The sequence below is a fragment of the Acidimicrobiales bacterium genome (assembly GCA_035533095.1).
Taxonomy (GTDB): Bacteria; Actinomycetota; Acidimicrobiia; order Acidimicrobiales; family Palsa-688; genus DATLUM01.
In genome coordinates this window covers 47,720-66,081 of record DATLUM010000106.1, presented here as the reverse complement: position 1 = coordinate 66,081, position 18,362 = coordinate 47,720, and the positions used below count along the sequence as shown (strand labels likewise).

The 18,362-nt window shown below is 69.3% G+C and carries 16 protein-coding genes; 12 read left to right on the top strand and 4 right to left on the bottom strand.

Annotated features, from left to right (window positions below):
* The first annotated feature begins 2 nt into the window (after window positions 1-2).
* From rfbD to VNF71_13485, 7 genes are read left to right on the top strand one after another with little or no spacing between them, the layout of a single operon-like run.
* A complete protein-coding gene (gene rfbD / locus VNF71_13515; GenBank protein ID HVA75571.1) occupies window positions 3-863 on the top strand; it encodes a dTDP-4-dehydrorhamnose reductase in 861 nt (286 codons plus the stop codon).
* Window positions 864-902: 39 nt separating this feature from the next.
* The gene (locus tag VNF71_13510) at window positions 903-2,216 is read left to right on the top strand and encodes a UDP-glucose/GDP-mannose dehydrogenase family protein (protein ID HVA75570.1); all 1,314 of its coding nucleotides are present in this window, start codon (window positions 903-905) and stop codon (window positions 2,214-2,216) included.
* On the top strand, window positions 2,217-3,155 hold the full coding sequence (locus tag VNF71_13505) for a UDP-glucuronic acid decarboxylase family protein (GenBank protein ID HVA75569.1): 939 nt from the start codon (window positions 2,217-2,219) through the stop codon (window positions 3,153-3,155).
* On the top strand, window positions 3,128-4,075 hold the full coding sequence (locus VNF71_13500; protein ID HVA75568.1) for a glycosyltransferase family 2 protein: 948 nt from the start codon (window positions 3,128-3,130) through the stop codon (window positions 4,073-4,075). Before VNF71_13505 ends, VNF71_13500 begins: the two co-directional genes overlap by 28 nt.
* A gap of 9 nt (window positions 4,076-4,084) precedes the next feature.
* Window positions 4,085-4,843 (top strand): hypothetical protein, encoded by a 759-nt coding sequence (locus tag VNF71_13495; GenBank protein HVA75567.1) that lies wholly within the window; start codon window positions 4,085-4,087, stop codon window positions 4,841-4,843.
* Window positions 4,840-5,817, top strand: a complete 978-nt coding sequence (locus VNF71_13490) for an NDP-sugar synthase (GenBank protein ID HVA75566.1) — start codon at window positions 4,840-4,842, stop codon at window positions 5,815-5,817. The genes VNF71_13495 and VNF71_13490 overlap by 4 nt, the downstream gene beginning before the upstream one ends.
* Window positions 5,814-6,764 carry an NAD-dependent epimerase/dehydratase family protein gene (locus VNF71_13485; protein HVA75565.1) on the top strand — a complete coding sequence of 317 codons (951 nt, stop codon included), beginning with the start codon at window positions 5,814-5,816 and terminating at the stop codon, window positions 6,762-6,764. The genes VNF71_13490 and VNF71_13485 overlap by 4 nt, the downstream gene beginning before the upstream one ends.
* A 16-nt stretch (window positions 6,765-6,780) precedes the next feature.
* Here the strand turns inward: VNF71_13485 and cofE are convergent, their stop codons facing one another.
* Together cofE and cofD are read right to left on the bottom strand one after the other, a co-directional pair.
* On the bottom strand, window positions 6,781-7,488 hold the full coding sequence (cofE, locus tag VNF71_13480; GenBank protein ID HVA75564.1) for a coenzyme F420-0:L-glutamate ligase: 708 nt from the start codon (window positions 7,486-7,488) through the stop codon (window positions 6,781-6,783).
* A complete protein-coding gene (cofD, locus tag VNF71_13475) occupies window positions 7,485-8,432 on the bottom strand; it encodes a 2-phospho-L-lactate transferase (GenBank protein HVA75563.1) in 948 nt (315 codons plus the stop codon). Before cofD ends, cofE begins: the two co-directional genes overlap by 4 nt.
* Before the next feature lie 48 nt (window positions 8,433-8,480).
* On the opposite strand from cofD, the gene VNF71_13470 reads away from it, so the two are divergent.
* Complete coding sequence (locus VNF71_13470; GenBank protein ID HVA75562.1) at window positions 8,481-9,575, top strand: glycosyltransferase family 1 protein; 1,095 nt, start codon at window positions 8,481-8,483, stop codon at window positions 9,573-9,575.
* Here the strand turns inward: VNF71_13470 and VNF71_13465 are convergent.
* Window positions 9,511-10,719, bottom strand: coding sequence for a glycosyltransferase family 4 protein (locus tag VNF71_13465; protein ID HVA75561.1), 1,209 nt, complete (start codon window positions 10,717-10,719; stop codon window positions 9,511-9,513). The two genes, VNF71_13470 and VNF71_13465, sit on opposite strands and share 65 nt — an antisense overlap.
* Here VNF71_13465 and VNF71_13460 point away from each other — a divergent pair.
* Complete coding sequence (locus VNF71_13460) at window positions 10,709-11,815, top strand: glycosyltransferase family 1 protein (GenBank protein HVA75560.1); 1,107 nt, start codon at window positions 10,709-10,711, stop codon at window positions 11,813-11,815. The two genes, VNF71_13465 and VNF71_13460, sit on opposite strands and share 11 nt — an antisense overlap.
* Before the next feature lie 11 nt (window positions 11,816-11,826).
* Window positions 11,827-12,738: a GDP-mannose 4,6-dehydratase gene (locus VNF71_13455; protein ID HVA75559.1), complete on the top strand. Its 912-nt coding sequence runs from the start codon at window positions 11,827-11,829 to the stop codon at window positions 12,736-12,738.
* Window positions 12,739-12,784: 46 nt separating this feature from the next.
* Here VNF71_13455 and VNF71_13450 read toward each other — a convergent pair whose 3' ends face one another.
* The gene (locus tag VNF71_13450) at window positions 12,785-13,177 is read right to left on the bottom strand and encodes a hypothetical protein (protein HVA75558.1); all 393 of its coding nucleotides are present in this window, start codon (window positions 13,175-13,177) and stop codon (window positions 12,785-12,787) included.
* Between the two features lie 200 nt (window positions 13,178-13,377).
* Here VNF71_13450 and VNF71_13445 point away from each other — a divergent pair, with 200 nt between their 5' ends.
* Window positions 13,378-16,770 (top strand): glycosyltransferase, encoded by a 3,393-nt coding sequence (locus VNF71_13445; protein HVA75557.1) that lies wholly within the window; start codon window positions 13,378-13,380, stop codon window positions 16,768-16,770.
* Window positions 16,763-18,352 (top strand): DUF5719 family protein, encoded by a 1,590-nt coding sequence (locus VNF71_13440; protein ID HVA75556.1) that lies wholly within the window; start codon window positions 16,763-16,765, stop codon window positions 18,350-18,352. The genes VNF71_13445 and VNF71_13440 overlap by 8 nt, the downstream gene beginning before the upstream one ends.
* The last annotated feature ends 10 nt before the right edge of the window (window positions 18,353-18,362 follow it).

Below are 18,362 nucleotides of genomic sequence, written 5' to 3'. Positions count from 1 at the left end.
AGTTGCGGATACTCGTCACCGGTGCGCATGGACAGCTCGGCACCGATGTGGTGCGCTTGACGAGCCGCGAGCGCCACCACGAGGTCATCGCTGCGGGCCACGAACAGCTGGACGTGGGTGATCGCGACGAGGTGATGTCGGCGATCACGTCGATCAAACCTGCCATGGTGATCCATGCCGCGGCATGGACAGCGGTGGACGCGTGCGAATCCGATCCCGACCGGGCCTGGAAGATCAACGCGCTCGGGTGCCGGTATGTCGCGGAGGCAGCTGGGCAGGCGGGTTCGCACCTCGTGGCGGTGTCCACCGACTACGTGTTCGACGGCACCTCGTCCGATCCGTATCACGAGTGGGACCGACCGAACCCTCTCGGCGTCTACGGCCGATCGAAGCTCGGCGGCGAAGAGGAGATCCGGGCGTGCCTCCCGGGAGCGACCATCGTCCGCACGTCCTGGGTGTGCGGCGTCAACGGCGCCAACATGGTCAAGACCATCCTCCGCCTCGCTTCCGGTGACGGTGCCATGAAGTTCGTCGACGACCAGCGGGGCTGCCCGACGTTCACCGAAGACCTCGCAGGCGTGCTTCTCCGGCTCGGGCTCAGCCGGCGCGGAGGGCTCTTCCACGTCACCAACCAGGGCCCGACCAGTTGGTTCGGCTTCGCGCAGGCGGTCCTCGAAGCGGCAGGACTCGACTCATCCAGGGTCGAACCGATCAGGACGAAAGATCTGCATCCGCCGCGACCCGCACCCAGGCCCGCCAACTCGGTACTCGACAACTCCGCCCTGCGTCTTGGGGGCATTCCCCTCCTTCCGGACTACCACGAACCTCTGGAGCGCACCGTAAAGGCGCTCCTCGCACCCTGACAAAGGCCACCCCCAACAAAGGTTCATTCGGATCAATCCATGACAAACAACGCAGGGAACCAGCCGGCGACGATAGCCGTAATCGGCGCCGGCTACGTCGGCCTCACGACGGCCGTGTGCCTGGCCCATCTTGGCAACTCGGTCGTCGCCGTCGACGTCGACGAGGCCAAGGTGGAGACGCTGAACCGCGGCGAACCGACGATCCTCGAAGAGGGCCTGCCGAAGCTGCTCGAAGAGGGCATCTCGTCGGGCAGGCTGACCTTCTCGTCCGACCCCTCCGCTGCCGCTGCCGGCGCCGGCTTCGTCTTCTTGTGCGTCCCGACGCCCCAAGGAGCGGACGGCGCGGCAGACCTGAGTTACGTGCAGCAGGCCGCGTCCCAGATCGCGCCGCACCTGACACCGGGCGCTGTCGTGGTGACCAAGTCGACGGTGCCGGTGGGATCGGCGGCCCTCGTCGTCACGGCCCTCAACCGGCCCGACACCTCCGTCGTGTCGAACCCGGAGTTCCTGCGCGAGGGCAAGGCGGTCTCCGACTGGCTTCATCCCGACAGGGTCGTGATCGGCGCAGACGACCGGGCGGCAGGCGAGAAGCTGGCAGCCCTGTACGAGCCGCTGGGCGCTCCGATCCTCATAACCGACCCGGCCTCGTCGGAGACGATCAAGTACGCGTGTAACGCGTTCCTCGCTGCCAAGGTGTCGTTTGTCAACGCGATAGCCAACCTGTGCCAGGTCGTGGGCGCCGATTCCATGGACGTGATCCGCGGCATGAGCTACGACAGGCGTATCGGCGCCGATCACCTCGCGCCGGGCCCAGGGTGGGGAGGCTCCTGCTTCCCCAAGGACACCAGCGCGCTGCTGCGCATTGCCGACGAGCACGGTTACGACTTCTCCCTCTTACGGGAGGTGATCGCCGCGAACGAGCGTCAGTTCGAGCACGTCACCGACCAGGTTGCCGCCGCCGCCGGCCGCCCGCTCGAAGGCGCGACGGTCGCCGCGTGGGGCCTGACTTTCAAGGCTGCGACGGACGATCTCAGGGAGTCACCGGCCATTGCGGTTCTGCGACAGTTGGTTTCCCGGGGAGCGAAGGTGAAGGCCTTCGACCCGACGCTCCCGACCCCCGACCATTCCTGCCTCGCGGGTCTGGAACTCGAGGTGTGTGACGACCCGTACACGGCGGTGGAAGGGGCGCACGCTCTGGTGGTGCTGACGGAGTGGCCCGAGTTCTGCAGCCTCGACCTCAAGAAGGTCGCGGCGACGATGGAGCACCCTTCGATCGTCGACACCCGAAATATGCTGGATCCGGCGTCGGCCCGCTCGGCCGGATGCGAGTACGCCGGTATGGGCAGGTCGTAGGTGCGCATACTCGTGGCCGGCGGCGCCGGCTTCATCGGCCGCTGCATGTGCAGCCGACTCCTCGATCGCGGCGACGAGGTGATCTGCGTCGACAACCTCGTGACCGGGACCGTCGGCAACGTCAAGGACTTCCAAGACGAACCCGGGTACACGTTCGTCGAGGCCGACATCGCCTCGCTGGCGGAGTTCGACGCCGGCCCGCTCGACGCGGTCGTCAACCTGGCCTGCCCGGCGTCACCTGCCGATTTCGTGCCCCTGTCGCTCGAGATCCTGGAGACCGGGAGCCGGGGCGTGGTGAACCTTCTCGAGCTGTGTGTCCGCACCGGTGCTCGATTCCTACAGGCGTCGACGAGCGAGGTGTACGGCGACCCGCAGGTGCATCCCCAACCCGAGAGCTACTGGGGCAACGTCAACCCGGTCGGGCTGCGGTCCGTCTACGACGAGGCAAAGCGGTTCGGCGAGGCGCTGACGATGGCGTACCAGCGGCGCCACGGCGTCGAGGTGCGGATTGCGCGGATCTTCAACACGTACGGCCCGGGCATGCGTCACGACGACGGGCGGGTGGTGTCCAACTTCGCCACGCAGGCGCTCCGAGGCGAACCGCTCACGGTGTACGGGGACGGGACCCAGACACGCAGCCTGTGCTTCGTCGAGGATGAAGTGACCGGCCTGCTCGCGCTACTGGAATCGGACGTGTCCACGCCGGTGAACATCGGCAACGACGACGAACGGACGATCGCCGAGATCGCCTCGCTGATCATCGAGCTGGCGGGCTCGAAGTCCGAGATGGCGCATCTTCCGCTGCCGGCGGACGACCCCACGCAGCGCCGGCCCGACCTGACGATCGCGCGCACGAAGCTCGGATGGGAGCCGGTGACGCCGCTGCGCGACGGTTTGGCGCGAACCGTCGAGTGGTTCAGAGCGACTGCGGCGAGGTGAGCGGCCGGCTCGGGGCAAGCGTGGCGGCGGTTGTCGTCAACTACAACGCTGCAGACCACCTCGAGCGTTGCTTGTCGACGCTGGAGATCGAGGGGATAAAGACGGCGGTCGTCGTGGACAACGGTTCCACCGACGGCTCACGCGACGTGGTTGCTCGCAGCTCCGCGCATTGGGTGCAGACCGGCGCGAACCTGGGTTACGGCCGGGCAGCGAACCTCGGAGCCGGGACGCCCGCCGCCGAGAGCGAGCCCATGCTGTTGATAGCCAACCCCGACGTCGAGGTGTGTCCCGGTGCGGTCGCCGGTTTGGTCGCCGCCCTCGAATCCGATTCCCGCCTGGGGATCGTCGGACCGAGGATCCTGAACCCCGACGGCTCCGTCTACCCGTCGGTACGAACCTTCCCGAACCTGGTCGACGCGATCGGGCACGGGCTGCTCGGGATGGTCATGCCCCGCAACCGGTTCACCCGCAGGTACCGGCTGCTCGACGCCGACCACGACCTTCCGGCGAGGGTCGACTGGGTGTCCGGCGCCTGCTTCTTGATCAGGCGCGACGTGTGGGACCTTCTCGGAGGTTTCGACCCGTCGTATTTCATGTACATGGAGGACGTGGATCTCTGCTGGCGGGCGCGGCGAGCAGGATGGGAGGTCGCATACGAGCCGTGCGCCGAGGTGGTGCACGTGCAGGGGGTGTCGGCGGACCGCCACCCGTACAGGATGCTCGCCGCGCACCACCGTTCCATGTGGCGATTCGCAGCTCGGACGACCGCCGGGCCGAAGCGTGCAGCCCTGCCACTGGTCGCAGTCGGGTTGGCGGCCAGGCTGATCGCGGCCGCCGCCTGGCACCGGTTCGCTCCCGCCGGCGCATCCCGGATGGCGGAACCGGCGACCGGTGCCCACCGCTCGCGGCCGCTACCCTGACCGAACGCTATGGGGAAGGCCTCGTCTAACAAGAAGGTTGCGCGCGCGGCAGGCACCGGTGGTGGTCGCACGTACAGGGGACGGACTCCCTGGCCATATTTCGGGGTAATAGTCCTGATCTTCGTGCTCGGGATAGTGGGTACGGTGACCAGCCGGGACCGGCGACTCTCCCAGATCAACAATCAGGGCAGCACCGCCCCCACGGTCGGGACCACGTGGCACGAGGGTTACGCGGTATACGCCTGCGGGAAGTTCCTGCCCTTCATCCAGCATGCCAAGAACCCCCAAGGGATCACCACGAGCACGCCGGGAATCATCCTGATACAGCCGAAGGTCAAGGCGGCCGCCGGCAAGAACGCAACCCTCGGCAAGTTCGCCTCTGCGGTCGGCATGACCCTCAACGCTGCCGAGATGCAGCTGCCCGGCGGCACTCTCTACCAGGACGGCAACAAGTGCAGTGGCAAACCCGGGCACGTCTACGTGAAGGAGTTCGCGTTCGTCGGTGACACGGTCGGCCGGCTGTACAACGGCGCGAAGGGGCAGCTGCCAAAGCTCGACCCGCGGGAGATCCCCCTCCAGGATCAGGCGCTCCTGACCATCGCCTTCGTGCCGTCGTCCGATGCGTCGAAGATCCCGCCCCCGCCGGCACAGGTGAGCACGAGCCTCGGAAATCTGGCGACGTCGTCGTCCACTTCGACGACCACCCCATCCCCGGCCACCCCGCCGACGACCACCGCTCCAGCGACGTCTACCACGACCAAGAAATGAAGGCCATAGTCCTCGTCGGCGGCGAGGGCACACGCTTGCGCCCGCTCACTTTCACCACACCCAAGCAGATGCTCCCAGTAGGCGGGCTCCCGATGATCGAGAGGGTGCTCGCAGGTCTCGCGAGGCACGGAATCGACGAGGTGGTCCTCTCGCTCGGGTATCGTCCCGACGCTTTCCTGGAGGCGTACCCCGACGGGCGGTGCGCCGGCGTCCGTCTGCATTACGCCGTCGAGCCGGAGCCGCTCGACACCGCCGGTGCCATTGCCTTCGCCGCCCGCCACGCACGGCTGCAAGACACGTTCGTCGTCGCCAACGGCGACGTCTTGACGGACCTCGACGTGAGCGCGCTTATCCGTTTCCACCGCGAGCACGACGCGGAGGCCACCATCGCTCTGACCCCGGTCGAAGACCCATCGAGGTTCGGTGTCGTGCCGACCGACGACGAAGGCCGAGTGCTCGCGTTCATCGAGAAGCCGCCGGGGGAAGCCCCGACGAACCTGATCAACGCCGGAACCTACGTGCTCGAGCCCTCGGTCGTCGACCGCATCCCCACCGGCCGGAAGGTGTCGATCGAAAGGGAGATCTTCCCGGCGGTCGCCGCGGCAGCCCGTCTGTTCGCTCTCGCCTCCGACGCCGACTGGGTCGACGCCGGTACCCCGTCCACCTACCTTGCAGCCAATCTCCGATACGTGGTGGCGCCCCCCGAGTCCTGCGAGGTCTCGGCCGGGGCGACGGTTGAGTCGAGCGTCCTGGGCGAGGGAGTCCGGGTCGGAGACGGAGCCAAGGTCATCGACTCCGTGCTCTTCGACGACGTCGTCATCGGGCCGGGTGCGAACGTGCGGTCGTCGATAGTCGGGCGCGGCGCCGAGGTGGAGGAAGGTGCTGACGTGGCCGATCTCACGGTGCTCGGTGACGGTGAAATCGTCGCTGCGGGTCGGGTTCTCAGGGGCGCGAAGTTGCCGGAGGGCGAGTGAAGGCGCTGGTAACCGGCGGAGCCGGTTTCATCGGCTCGACGCTGGTGGACCGCCTTCTCGCCGAGGGGAGCTCGGTCGACGTCGTCGACAACCTCTCGACAGGATCGCTCGCCAACCTGGCTGATGCCCGGCGCAGCAAGGAGGGACGCCTGTCCTTTCATCAACTCGACATCAGGTCGCCCGATCTCGCGGAGTTGATGAACAGGTGCCGCCCCGAGGTGGTGTTCCATCTGGCGGCTCAGGCGGATGTTCGAGTGTCGGTCGCTGATCCGCTCTTCGACGCGGACGTGAACGTCATGGGATCGCTGCGCGTGCTCGAAGGAGCGAGGTCCAGTGGTGCCCAGAAGGTGGTGTTCGCCTCGAGCGGCGGCACCATCTACGGCGACCCCGACCCAGCGGACCTACCCGTCAAGGAGTCGCACCCGCAGGCCCCCTTGTCGCCGTACGGGGTCGCGAAGAAGGTCGTCAGCGACTACCTCAACGCATATCGCGAACTGCACAACCTGGAGTTCACCTCGCTCGCACTCGCCAACGTGTACGGACCGCGCCAAGACCCTCACGGGGAAGCGGGCGTCGTCGCCATCTTCGCCGGCCGCCTCCTGTCGGGGCAGCCGTGCACCATCTACGGTGACGGTTCGCAGACCAGGGACTTCGTCTACGTCGATGACGTCGTCGACGCGTTCGCCAGATCGGCCGAACGCGGCGGCGGGCTCGTGTTGAACATCGGGACCGGGGCAGAGACAAGCGTTTACGACCTCTACCGGACCATGGCCGACAAAGCCGGAGTCGACCAGCCGGCGGTAACGGCGCCCCCGCGTGCAGGCGAGCTGCATCGCTCGTGCCTCGACCCGGCTCGGGCGCGCATCCACCTCGGCTGGCAGCCCTGGACCACCCTCGAGGACGGCGCAGCGGCCGTCATCGAATGGTTCCGCTCGAAACGCTCCTGATCCCCGCAGTCCCGTCCTACCTGAACAGGTCCTCGCCGTAGGGTCTCACGATCTCGGTGCGCACCGAGGACTCCCGCAGCCACGACGGATCGACGCCGCGTACCACGGCGACCGGGACACCTGATGATTTCCCCATCACCAGCTCGGCGGCTGCCGCAAGCTCGTCGGCGACGCAGACCTCGGTCACGGCAAGCTCGCGGCCCAGCGCGTCCGCAGTCCCCCGCAGATCGACTACCGCGGCGACACCCGCAGTCCCTATCGCGACGTCGGTCAGTCCCCTGCGCCAGGTCCTGCCGAAAGTGTCGGAGACGACGACGCCGATCCCGACCCCGGTACGTGCTCTCAGCCCGTCACGGATCCTGCGTGCCGATCGGTCCGCGTCGATAGGCAGCAATGCCGCCCACCCTCGCTCCACGTTCGACAGATCGACCCCGGAGTTGGCACACACGAAACCGTGACGCGTCTCGGTCACCAGCAGATCGCCGCGTTGGCGCAGGACCCGGACCGCTTCGCGCCGGACGAGTTCCTTGTGCGACAACGGGTCGTCCGGGTCCACCTCGACGAGGCGACCCTCCGCCTTGGACACGACCTTCTGCGTGACCACGACGACGTCGCCTTCGGCGAGCTCCACCGCGGCGGCGATCAACTCCGACAGCTCATCGCCCGGCCGCACCTCTGGCATCCCCCTCACGGGGATTATCGAAAGCGGGCCGGCGCCCGTCATCGCCTCGCCGCTTGCAGCACGATCATCGCGAGGGCTGTCGATTCGGCGGTACCGCTCATCACGGTGGGAGCCACCACCGGGCGCATACCCGACGCCTCGACCTGGTCGGCGAGGGCGCGGTCTGCCTCGTCGATCACGAGCGTCGAAGCGTACGGTGCCCACATGCGCGCGACGCCGATGACCGACGGCTCGTGCCCGAGCTCGGCGAGCATCCTGTCCGCGGGTCCTTTGAGCGCCCGCCCGGCGATGATCGGCGACACGGCCACGCAGTCGTCGCGCCGGGAGGCGACGGCCTCGCCGATCCCCCCGGTGCTCAGCACCGGTCCGATAGAGACGATCGGATTCGAAGGGCAGATGACGATCTCATCGGCTTGCTCGATCACCTCGATGACTCCCGGCGCGGCCGTTGCCTCCTCGACGCCCGCGAATCGCACCCCGGCCACTTCGACGCTGTGCCGGCGCGCGACGAAGTACTCCTGGAAGGCGATGTCCTCGGTCGTGCCCTGTTCGTCCTTGACGAGCACCCGGGTTTCGACCCTGCTGTCCGACATGGGCAGCAGCCTCACCCGGACGCCCCACCTCCGGGCGACCTCCGCCGTGACCTGCGACAGCGACGCGCCCTCCGCCAGTCGCGTGGTCCGGTACAGGTGGGTGCCCAGGTCCTTGTCGCCGAGGTTGAACCATCCGAGCCGGTTTCCGCTGTAGGCGCGTAGCTGCTCCATTGCCGACCAGGTCTCGCCGGAGAGCCCCCAGCCGGTCTCGGGATTGATCATGCCGGCAAGTGTGTAGGTGACTGTGTCGAGGTCGGGGCTGACGTGCAGACCGTGCATGATCGTGTCGTCGCCCGTGTTGACCACGGCCGTGATCTGCGACGGTTCGATCGCGGAGGCGAGGCCGCTGAGCATGCGTGCCGCTCCAACTCCTCCAGCCAGGGCCGCGATCATCGAGTCAACATATCCTGGCGGATCGACGACCCCGGATAGGTTCTGGCGGTGCTCACCGTCGCCTTGGACGCCACGCCGCTGGTCGGCGACCGCACGGGCATCGGTGTGGCGGTTGCCGGGATGGTCAAGGGTCTCGCCCGGCGATCCGATCTCGCGCTGATCGGCTACGGGCTCACGGGAGCCGGATGGCACAAGGTGCGAGCCCACCTTCCGGCAGGTGTGCGCCCCGCGCGGGCCCGCATGCCGGCAGGGGTGTTCCTACGGCTGTGGAGCAGGGTGCCATTCCCGGTCATCGAGTCGTGGACCGGCCCGGTGGACGTCGTGCACGGCACCAACTTCGTCGTGCCGCCGGCTCGGCGAGCAGAGCGGCTCGTGACGGTGTGGGATCTCGCTGCCGTGCGCTTTCCAGAGCTGTGCACGGCCACGTCTCGCCGGTACCCGCACCTCGTGCAGCGTGCGGTCGACACCGGAGCCTGGGTCCACACCGGATCGCGGTTCGTGGCCGACGAGATCGTCAACCATTTCGGGGTAGACCCCGACCGGGTCTTCGTCGTCCCGCCGGGCGTCGAAGTCGACGGCAAGCGGGATCACCCGAGGCGCAGTGGGCCGCCATACGTTCTCGCGCTGGGAACGGTGGAGCCGCGCAAGGACTTCCCGGGGCTGGTCCATGCCTTCGACGACATCGCTGGCGATCATCCCGAGCTCGAGCTCTGGATCGCGGGGCCGCCAGGCTGGGGCGAGTCGCAGCTATCAGCCGCGGTGGCCGCCGCGCGCCACCGTGACCGGGTGAAGAGGTTGGGCTGGCTCGACGATCCCGGCGAGGTCCTGAGGGGTGCGGCCGTTCTCGCTTACCCGTCCCTCTACGAGGGTTTCGGATTCCCGCCCCTGGAAGCGATGGCGGTTGGGGTGCCGGTCGTGGCGAGCGCCGCGGGCTCGGTGCCCGAAGTGACAGGTGACGCTGCGATGCTCGTGGCACCCGGCGACGCCGGGGCGTTTGCTGCAGCGATCTCAACTGTTCTCGGAGACGAGGTTCTCCGCTCGAGCCTGGTCGAGAGGGGTTACAGGCGGGTCGAGGCCTTCAACTGGGAAGCGTCGTCCGCCGCCTTGCACCGGGCCTACCTGGAAATCGCCGCCACGCGCTGAGCCTGCCCGCTCGCAGAACGTCCGCCAAGACTTCGGCGAAGCGTCCCTCCTCGGGCTTGCGCAGCGGCACCCGTTCCCGGCGTGCCCGCGTGCTGCTGCGCTCGGGCAGCAACGACACGATGGCGTCGGCGATCGCCGGCGCGTTGCCGGGCTCGACGAGGCGCCCCGCCGGCGTGGTCCGTTCGACCGCCTCGGCTCCAAGGATCTCCAGCGGTCCCCCAGCGGCGCCGGCGACCACGGGTACGCCCGACGCGAGCGACTCCACGACGACCAGCCCGAAAGGCTCCGGCTCCGTCGAGACAGCCACGAACACATCGAGGTCCGCCATGAGGTCCGCCACGTCGGACCGGTGGCCGAGCCAGTGGGCGCCCTCGACCGAGGCGGCACGCGATTCGAGGGCAGCCGCGTAAGCCTCCTTCCCCGCTACGGGTGCTCCGGCGATCACCAAGTCGACCCCGGGTCGCTGCTCGCGCACGATCGGGAAGGCCTCGAGCAGCGAGTCGAATCCTTTCCAGGTATCCAGGCGGGCGGCGGAGCCGACCAGCACGAGCTCGTCGGGGATCCCGACAGCAGCCCGGAAGGTGCCCGCCCGGTCCGGCCGAAACACGAGCGGGTCGGCTTCGTCGGTGATGACCACGACGTTGGCCGGGTCCAGCTGATCCGCGATCGCGCCTGACATGGCGATAACGAGATCGGCGAAGTTGCGAGCGAGGAAGCGCTCCAGGCGCAGAGCGGCGGCTGACTGGAACACGATCTCGCGCGCGTGCCACACGTGTGGCCGGTGCGTCACGGCGGCGGCTGCCCAGCCAACCCAGGAATGCAGCGAGTTGGTGTGCACCAGGCCGGCCCGCGTCTGCAGCACGAGCAGTGCGAGCCTCGCGACTGTGACCGGCCAGGCCGCGGCGAAGGCGACCCAACGCCACGGCCCACCGCTCGTCGTGAGCTTGGCCATGGGCAGCACGTGCAAGGTCGCACCGGCGGAGGCATACTCTTCGGCCAATCGCACCGGCGCCGGGACCGCTACGTGGCACTCCCAACCGTCCTCCGTCAACTGGCGGAACATGCGGATCAGGGCGTGCTCGGAGCCTCCGCCGTCGCCCACAGGTTGCACGGAGAGGATTCGCTTGTTGCGAGTGGCAGTCAATGCGGAGCAACTCCTGTACCGGTCACCGGGCGGAATCGGCCGGTACACGTCGGAACTTCTCACTGTAATGCCGCGCATGTTTCCCGCCGACGAGGTCATCGCCTTCACCGCGCTGCATCCACGGCGGCACGTCCGCGCGGCGTTCGACGTGGCCGGTGTCGACTGCGACGCGCGCATGCTGCCGATCCCGAGGCCGCTCCTCTACGACGCGTGGCACACGCTCGGCATCCCGCACATTCCCCGGGCTTGGAGGGCGGACCTCGTCCACGCCCCCTCCCTCGCCGTGCCGCCCAGATCGGGAGTGCCGCTCGTCGTCACGGTCCACGATGCTGCGGCGGACCTGTATCCCGAAGCGTTCCCTCCGAGGGGCCGCCGGTTCCACCGAAAGGGCATGATGGCGGCGGCTCGCCGGGCGGACATCGTCTTGACAGTCAGCGACGCGGCCGCGTCGGAGATCACCGACAACTCGGACATACCCTCCGATCGGATCCGTGTCGTGCACAACGGGATCTCACCACGCGTGGTGGAGCCGTCGCGGCGCGACGAGATACTCGCCGGCCGGGGGCTGCTCGGCGAGACCTACATCTTCTGGGTCGGAAGCCTCGAGCCCCGAAAAGGGGTCGGGACCCTCGTCGCTGCGGTCGCCGAGCTGCGGCGGCGGAGCGGTGCGCCGCGGTTTCAGTTGGTGCTGGCCGGCTACGACGGGTGGCTCCAGCCGGAGCTCGCGGCCGAGCACGTCGTGCAGCTGGGACGGGTGGACGACGAGGAGTTGTGGGCGCTCTACGCCGGCGCGGCGGTCTTCGCCTTCCCGAGCATCCACGAAGGGTTCGGGCTGCCTGTGGTGGAGGCGATGAGCCAGGGCGCGCCCGTGGTGGCGTCCGACATCCCGGCGCTCAGGGAGGTGACGGCCGGCGCTGCCATGCTCGTGACGCCCGGCTCCGTCGAGCAGTGGGCGAGGGCGCTTGGCGACTTGCTGGAGTCGGTTGAGGAGCGGGACAGGCTCGCATCCGCCGGCCGCGCGAGGAGCGAGCAACTTTCGGTGGAGGTGATGATCTCGGGAATCCGGGACGTATACCGCGAGCTGACCGGCCGCTAGCGTCGTCTTCCGTGCGGGCGCTCGTCACAGGCAGCAACGGGTTCGTGGGCCGATGGCTCGTGGCCCACCTCGAATCGCAGGGCGACGAGGTGACGGGGCTCGACGCCGAAGTCGACGTCACCGACGCGGCGGCGATCGCATCGGCGGTGGTGGCGGCGGCTCCCGAGGTCATCTTCCATCTCGCCGCCCAGGCCAGCGTCGGCGCTTCGTGGGAAGACCAGGCCGCCACGTACACGGTCAACACCATCGGTGCCGTAAACGTCCTGGTGGCGGCCGCACAATGCTCTCACCCGCCGCGGGTCCTGCTCGTCAGCTCGTCCGAGGTCTACGGGCGGGTCGACGGATCTGACCTGCCGATCACGGAGGACCAGCCCTTTGCGCCGGTCAGCCCGTACGCGGCGAGCAAGGCGGCGGCCGAGATCGCCGCTTTGCAGGCGTGGCTCGGGCGCGGTGTCGAAGTGGTCAGGGCCCGCCCGTTCAACCACACCGGGCCGGGGCAGCGCACGGAGTTCGTCGTCCCCGCGCTTGCCCGGCAAGTTGCCGAAGCCGCCCGCGCGGGGGCTCCTGCTCTCTACACGGGCAATCTCGAGGCGCGCCGGGACATCAGCGACGTGCGCGACGTGGTGCGTGCCTACAGGGCGCTGGCCTTGTCGGGCGAGGCGGGTGATGCGTACAACGTCTGCTCAGGAGTCGCGGTCAGCATCAGAGATGTGGCAGAGCGGCTCCTGAGGATCGCGGGCGTCGACATCCCGATCGTCGTTGACCCCGAGAGGGTCCGGCCGGTCGACCTCCCGGAGCTGCGGGGAGATCCTTCCAAGCTCCGCTCGGCGACGGGTTGGTCGCCCGAGGTGGACCTCGACGAGACGCTGGCCGACGTGCTCGCCTACTGGAAGCGCCCGGCCGCAGAGGCGGCCGGGCGCTGACCCAAGGGGATGTGAACCGCCGGCGGACCGGTGGCAGCCGGACGGCTCAGTTGATGCCGGCGTAGCTCCGGAGGGTCTTGGTGAGATCGCCGAACTGCTCGCGGGCCGTCGCCAGCTGGACACCGACCATCTTCGTGGCGGCCGACAGCTGCTCTCCGACTTGCTGGGTCAGCTCCTCGCGGGCGGTCTCGGCCTGCGAGCGGGCGAGCTTGGCGTAGGCCTCGACCTGGGAGCCCAGTTCGCCGACCCCGCCGATCTGCGCCTCGACGGCCTTGGCCAGCTCGGTGAACTGCTTGGTCAGCTCGACGCGGCGGACCTGGGCCCGCTGGAAGCCGAGAACTCCGAGGCCGACGGCCACGTAGGCGCCGTCCTTGACCGCCTGGTTGAATTCGGCGGCGGCCTTGTTCACGTCGATCTGGGGGAAGGGAATCTCCGGCACTTCTCTCTCCTTGCTTGCGATCCGATCCCTCGGCGACCCACCAGGGGCGCTTGCTGGGATACCCATATTGTATAACAGTTGCAAGCACTCTGCAAGCACTTCGACCCGATCCTGACCGTGGCATCGGTCACAGCCGCGACCTCTAGGTCTTTTCCCCGACCGGCCCCGGCAAAACGCGGGCACTAGGCTCGCCCGCCCGGATGGACCCCGAATCTCAAGCGCCTGCCCCAGCGGTCGTGGCGGTCGTAGTCACCTGCAACCCCGGCCCGTGGTTCGAGCAGGTGCTGTCGTCGTTCGCTGCGCAGGACTACCCCAACATGTCGGTCCTCGTGGTCGACGCCGCGAGCACCACCGACCCGACGCCCGCGGTGAACGCCGTGCTCCCGGGAGCCTTCGTTCATCGCCTCTCCGACCGGGTCGGTTTCGGGACGGCCGCCAACGAGGTGCGCCGCCTGGTCGCCGGCGCCTCGCATTACCTGCTCTGTCATGACGACGTCGTGCTGGCTCCCGACGCCATGCGGTTGCTCGTCGAGGAGGCCTACAGGACCAACTCGGGGATCACGTCCCCCAAGTTCGTGCAGTGGGACGCCCCCGAGCGTCTCCTCGCCGTCGGGGCCACCACCGACCGGGTCGGGGTGATGCACGACCTCATCGACCCCGGCGAACTGGACCAGGAGCAGCACGATGCCGTCCGCGAGATCCTGGTCGCACCCTCCGGGGTCACCCTCGTGCGGGCCGACCTCTTCGAAGCGCTCGGGGGCTTCGACAAGGGCATCGACAGCTTCGGCGAAGACCTGGACTTGTCGTGGAGGGCCCGGGTGGCCGGGGCGCGGGTGACCGTGGTTCCAGCCGCCAGGGTCATGCATCTCCAGGCGTCCCGGCAGGGGCTGCGCCCGGGCAGCGGTACCGCCTCCGCTCGGGCTGACGGAGCGTACCTCCGGGAAGCCCATCGGATCAGGACCCTCCTCACCTGTTACCGCTGGTACGACCTCGTCTGGGTCCTGCCGCTCGCGCTGTTGTGGATCCTCGGGGAGTCCGCCACCCGCCTGATGCAGGGCCGCCCAGGCGCCGCGTGGTGGGCTCTGGTCTGTTACTTCCGTGGGTTCGCAAACCTGAAGGACGTTCTGCGCGCCCGCCGGTCCCTGCAGCGCCACCGCCGAACCGGCGACAAGTCGATCCGGAGGCTGCAGAGCCGGGGCAACGCCCGCTTCCGCGCGTTCGTGCGCACCCGAATCGATGACGTGCGCGAGGGGATGCCCCCTGCGCCGACCGCCCGGCGGGTCGTGCCGATCGCGTACGGGGATCCGGACGAGGAGAACCTCCCCGTCGTCCCCGGGGCAGCCGTCGACGAGGAGAGGGGACCAGCCCCGGTTGCCACCGACCGCCGCCTCGCGACGCTCGTGCTTCTCGGGCTCGCCATCGTTTTGTTGATCGGCACCCGGTCACTCTTCGGGCACGAGATTCCCTCCATCGGGCGCCTGCCCAATACCTCGTCCGGGATAGGCACCCTCTGGCGGGCATGGTGGGCCACCTGGCACGAGACAGGCGTCGGGGTTACGGCCCCCGCTGCGCCGGTGGTAGGCCTGCTCGCGCTGCTCGGGACTGCCCTCGGAGGTGCGGTCGGGACCCTCCAGCACGTCGTGGTGCTGGCACCCCTCGTGCTCGGCCCCCTCGGCGCCTACAGGGCGGCTCGCTGGTGGGGTTCGCGCCGCGGCCGGTTGGCCGCGACCCTGATCTACGCCGTCTGCCCCATCGCCTACAACTCGCTGGCTCGGGGCCACTGGGGAGCGCTGGTGGCCTATGCCGCCGCCCCGTGGATACTCGGCATGATCGGCCGGTTATCCGGGCAGGCCCCGTTCCCCATTACCGACCCTTCGCGGATCAAAGGCCGCGTGGCGGGCATAGCCGTCCTGATCGGCATCGTGGGATCGGTGGCGCCGTCGTTCTTGTTCGTGGTGCCACTGGTCGCGCTCGGGCTGCTGGGTGGCTCAGCGCTGGCGGGCCGGTCGTCGTCGGGGCTGCGCATCGTCGGCTTGTCTTTCGCGGCGACGTTCGTCGCGGTGCTCCTGCTCCTTCCGTGGTCGGGCACCGTGCTCGGGAACGGCGTGGCGCTGCTCGGACCCGACCCGGGCCCGGCCGGCAAGCTCGGCCTGGGCGCGGTGATGCGGTTCCAGACGGGGCCCTTCGGGGGCAGCGTGCTGGGCTGGGCGCTACTCGTCGTGGCCGCCCTTCCGCTGTTCATCGGGAGAGGTTGGCGGCTGGTCTGGGCGGCTCGACTGTGGTCGGTCGCCTTCGTCTGCTTCGCCGCTGCGTGGATGTCGAGCCGGGGATGGGTCCCTGCGCTGCCGCCCGACGTGGTTCTCACGATGGCCGCGGCGTCGCTCGCTCTCGCGGCCGCGCTAGGTGCAGTGGCGTTCGAGCTCGATCTGCCCGGGTACCGTTTCGGATGGCGCCAGCTGGCTGCGGCGGTCGCCGCCGCCGCCATGGTGGCGGCGGCCATCCCGCTACTCGGCGCCGCCGGTAGCGGAAGGTGGAAGGTGCCTTCCGCGGACGCGGGGTCGTTGCTGGGCTTTCTCGCCGACCCGCACCAAGGCGACTACCGGGTCCTGTGGGTCGGCGCTCCCGACGCGCTACCGATCGCCGGCTACCAGCTGCACCCCGGCATCGCGTTCGCCACGTCCTTCGACGGCCTGCCGGGCGTCCCGGACCTCTGGGTGAGCGGACGGCGCGGGGCCGTGCCAGCGCTCGCATCGATCCTGCAGCTGGTGGAGGATCGCTCGACCACCAAAGCCGGCCATCTCCTGGCCCTGGCCGGAGTGCGCTACCTGGTCATCCCGAATCGCACCTCGCCCGCCGGGTCCGGGGGATCGGCCGTGCCGGTGCCGGCAGCTCTCCTGCAGGGCCTCAAGCTGCAGACGGACCTCCAGACGGACAACGTCGACCCCGCCTATTCGGTTTACCTCAACTCAGCATGGCAGCCGGTCAGGGCCGTGCTGACCCCGGCGGTTGCCGCCGCCGCGGCCGCGACCCAGTCGGGGGTGGCCGGCGGAGCGGCGACCGGCTCCGGTGAGCAGGCCGTCCGAAAGCAGATACAACAGCTGGACCTGGCATCCGCCAAGCCCGCGCTCACCTCCGGAACGTCGGGAGGGGTCAGCGGCCCGGGGAGCGGGGTGGTGCCGGCGGGCTCGACTGTCTACGTCGGCAGCACGCGCGACGCCGGATGGAGCCTCCACGCGGGCTCGACCGATCTCTCCCCCAAGCCCGCGTTCGGGTGGGCAATGCGCTTCGAGGTTCCGGGCGTGCGGTCGAACCTGGCCGGTGTCGCAGTCGGGGAGAAGGCGACCCTCAGCCCTCCCGTCTCCTCCGGGCTGCTCTCCGCGCAGGCCGTGGAGATCGCCGCCTGGGTCGCCGTCGTCGGCTTCGTGATCCTCGACGCCCGCCGGCGGCGCCGGCAGGACCCCGATCCAGAGGTAGTGCGGCCGGAGTGGTTCACCCCGGTGAGCCCTGCGGTGGACAGAAGGAACTGGCGTCCGTCGTCTCAGTCACTCGGCGCGGACGACATGAAGGGTGACGAGGTGTGGATCGATGTCTGAGTCACCGGTTCAGGGCGCACCGGTGCAGGGCGGCTCGCCGGTTGGAATGCTCCCGGAGCACCGCCATCGAGCCGCCGGCGGGGTGGCGCGCATCCCGATCGTCGTCGTTCTGGTGGCCCTGCTGGTCGCCGGCGGCCTGGCCGACCGGGCCGGGTCCAGTCATGCGTCACCGTCACAGGCGGGCACAGCGGCTGCCGCCGCGTCGGGCCAGATCCCGGTTGCTGCACCGGCGGCCGCCCTGTCCTCTTCGTGGTTCTGCGCCGGCGCGACGGACAGGTCCGGCGGCAGGGCCCCGGGCGCCGTCGTGATTGCCAACAGCGGACTGGGGCGCGCCACCGGTGTCGTCACGCTCGTGCCGAGCAGCGGGCCGTCAGTGAAGGTCCCCGTTTCGGTCGGCGGTGATTCCCGGCAATCCGTCAGCGAGGACGTTCCCGGCGGCTCCGACTGGATCGGAGCGATCGTCGACATCGACGCCGGCGCCGTCGCGGTGGACCAGGAGATCAACGGTCCCGGCGGTCTCGTGACGACGCCATGCGCGACATCCGGCTCGTCGCACTGGTACTTCACCCAGGGGCAGACGCTCGTCAACGCGGGCGTGGAGATAACGCTGCTGAACCCTTACCCGACTGACAGCGTCGTCGACCTGTCGTTCACCACCGACCAGGGCGTGGAATCGCCGGTCGGTTTCCAAGCGATCGTGGTCCCGCCCGGAGGCCTGGTGTCGGTGAACCTCGGCGACCACCTACGCCGCCGCCAGCAGATAGCGACCACGGTCACGGCGCGCACGGGAAGGGTGGTCGCCTGGGAGACGCAATGGGTTGACCCGCCGGCCGCGGGCGCGGCGATCCTGGGCACGCCCGCCGCCCAGAGCCCCCTCGCGGACCCGGCGGCCGGTATCGCCGGGGTGACCGTCCTGCTCGGCGCTCCTTCCGCCGGTACCCAATGGGTCTGGCCGGACGGCAACGCGGGCAACGGCGTGTCGGAGCAGTACGTCGTCTACAACCCGGGGACACAGACAGCAGACGTCCGCCTGTCGATCGGGCTGGACCAGGGGGTGGCGGAGCCGTTCGAGCTGTCGGTACCACCCGGCCAGGTCATACCGGTGGCCTCCGACCAACAGGCGCGCATCCCCGCCGGCGTGGCCCACTCGGCGGTTATCCAGAGCGTCAACGGGGTGCCGGTCGTGGCGGAAAGGGTGATCGCCGCGGGCACCCCGAGCCCCTGGAGCGGCCTGGGTCAGATGCTGGGGCAGCGGGTCCCGGCCGACCGGTGGCTCGTCGCCGGAGCGCTGGCGGACTCGTCGCACGACGGTTGGGTGGTCCTGTACAACCCCGGCAATGAGGCGCTGCGAGTGGTGATCGACGGGTTGAGCGCCGGCGCCCAGGTTCCGCTGGCAGGTCTGAGCCCGGTCACCGTCTTCCCCGGCCGAAGGGTGGCGATCCACCTGAACCAGGGGCGGCCCACACTCGACGAACCGCTGATCGTCAGCGCGGACGGGCCGTTCTACGCCGAGTCGAACATCTACGGCGCCGGCGGGTCGCCGGGCATCAGCCTGGCGCCGGGGGTTCCCCTGACGCCGTAAAATTCGCCCG